This window comes from Synechococcus sp. R55.7, assembly GCF_047461955.1.
GTDB lineage: Bacteria > Cyanobacteriota > Cyanobacteriia > Thermostichales > Thermostichaceae > Thermostichus.
In genome coordinates this window covers 1,511-3,396 of record NZ_JANSIC010000253.1, presented here as the reverse complement: position 1 = coordinate 3,396, position 1,886 = coordinate 1,511, and the positions used below count along the sequence as shown (strand labels likewise).

Below are 1,886 nucleotides of genomic sequence, written 5' to 3'. Positions count from 1 at the left end.
CTCCCCTCTTCACGTTGGGAGAGGGGCCAGGGGTGAGGGCCCGTTAATCCAAGCGGCGGCCTGTCAAACGCACAAAAATGTCTTCTAAGTTGGCCGGGCGCACCATGAGGCCGGTTTTGTCAGGTTCAGCTTCCAACTGCCGCTGAGCTTCCGCCAAGCTGGGGAAAAAGGTGTACTCCACCTCCCGGCCAGGACAGGATCGCACCAGCAGGGCCTCTCCATACTTGGCCCGCAGTTGCTCGGTGCTGCCCAACTCGATTAACCTTCCCCCATCCATGATGCCGATGCGGTCGCACAGCTCTTCTGCCTCCTCCATGTAGTGGGTGGTAATCAGCAAGGTCATGCCCTGCCGATTGAGATCCCGCAAGATCTCCCACAACAGCCGCCGCGCCTGGGGATCCAACCCGACGGTGGGCTCGTCCAAAAACAAAATCTGGGGGCGATGCAGTAACGCCCTGGCCACCTGCAAGCGTCGTTTCATTCCCCCTGAGAGGGTTTTCACTTTGTCTTGCCGGCGATCCGCCAGCCGCACATACTCCAGCCATTCATCGATGCGCCGTTGCCGCTCTGGGTTGGGGATGTGGTGCATACGCCCGTGGAACTCCAGGTTTTCCCAAACGGTCAGCTCTGCCTCTAGGGTGATAGGCTGCAGAACTACGCCAATTTGCTGCCGCACCGCCACCGGATCCCGCACCACGTCATACCCCCCCACCCGGATGGATCCCTGGCTGGGTCGGGTAAGGCTAGTAAGCATGCGGATGGTGGTGGATTTGCCGGCGCCGTTGGGCCCCAACAGGGCAAACACTTCCCCCTGGGGGATCTGCAGGCTCAAATCTTGAACGGCAACCTGCTGCCCAAAGCGTTTCCACACCCCCTGCATTTCCACCGCCACCGTCTTGGTTTGGGGCAAGGTTGGGGCCGTCGAAAGAGCTGTCACAGTCCGCTCCGGTAAAGTGTAAAGAAATCTTTATTCTCCAGCATACGCCAGCCGTGTCAGCAAGCTGCAGGTCTTATCAGGGATCCCTGCTGCTGGCAGCAGTCTGGGTTGTCTCTTGAGCTTTTGCGTGGCTGTGATTTCGTTCTCTGGGGTTTTTCTCTAAGCTCTGCAAATAGCATACATTGCACCTGAAGAGTGAGTTGCGTCCGCAGGGCAGGGCATGAGCGTACAGCAGATAGGGGAAGTTGTGCTAAATGGCTAGTGCTGTATTTGTACCTATGGGTAACAATAAAGACACAAGCTTGAGCGGTCTGGCTGTCAGACTGGGGCTTTCTTCTCAGTGAAGCGACCTCCCTCAGCGCCCACCGATACCCTCTACTAACCAATCTGAATCTGATCTGAGCAAAATGCAGAGCAAAGACCGGTTCGACCAAATTGACTTCCGGCTGGATCGCCTGGTTGGGGCTGTGTTGACCCTGGCCGAGACCGTCAGCTTCGTCAAGGATGACCTGACCCATCTGAAAGCCATTGTTCAACAACAGGTGCTGATATCCCAGGAGCACAACACCTGGCTGGGAGAGTTAAAGACGATATGTCAACAGCAAGCCGATACAGCTCGTCGCCAATCTGAGACGATTGAGCGGATCATCGCCCATCTCCTGCCCACTCAGGATCCCAAGTCTTGAAGGATCAGAGGGCAGCCTGGGGGCGTGCCACAATGGCAGCAGAGCTGAGGTTTTCCACCGTTGGAGTGCCAGGTTGCAGCAGCAGGACAGGGTTCTGTTGAGGCTGAGGAGCTGCTTGCTTTCTTTCGTTGCCGACGCTTGCCTTACCTGGATCGCTTTGGCCCTCAAGAGGCCAAGCTGCCGCCGGACAACCTGCTGGAGCAATGGCGGCGGGATCGCCAAGCCCTGGCAGCCGCTGTGTTTGAGCGATTCCCCGGAGAACG

3 protein-coding genes are annotated in these 1,886 nt (G+C 57.6%); 2 read left to right on the top strand and 1 reads right to left on the bottom strand.

The window, feature by feature from the left end; translation table 11 throughout:
• Window positions 1-43: 43 nt before the first annotated feature.
• Window positions 44-892, bottom strand: a complete 849-nt coding sequence (locus tag NW820_RS11235) for an ABC transporter ATP-binding protein (protein WP_011433616.1) — start codon at window positions 890-892, stop codon at window positions 44-46.
• 452 nt (window positions 893-1,344) lie between these two features.
• Here NW820_RS11235 and NW820_RS11230 point away from each other — a divergent pair, with 452 nt between their 5' ends.
• Both NW820_RS11230 and NW820_RS11225 read left to right on the top strand, forming a co-directional pair.
• Window positions 1,345-1,623, top strand: a complete 279-nt coding sequence (locus NW820_RS11230) for a hypothetical protein (RefSeq protein WP_414357373.1) — start codon at window positions 1,345-1,347, stop codon at window positions 1,621-1,623.
• 60 nt (window positions 1,624-1,683) lie between these two features.
• Window positions 1,684-1,886, top strand: a 203-nt coding sequence (locus NW820_RS11225) for a hypothetical protein (protein WP_414407519.1), incomplete at its 3' end; no start/stop codon positions are given.

What these genes read in the sequence shown, in the direction of transcription:
- NW820_RS11230 (WP_414357373.1), top strand. Translation starts at nt 1,345, where the DNA reads ATGCAGAGCAAAGACCGGTTCGACCAAATTGACTTCCGGCTGGATCGC.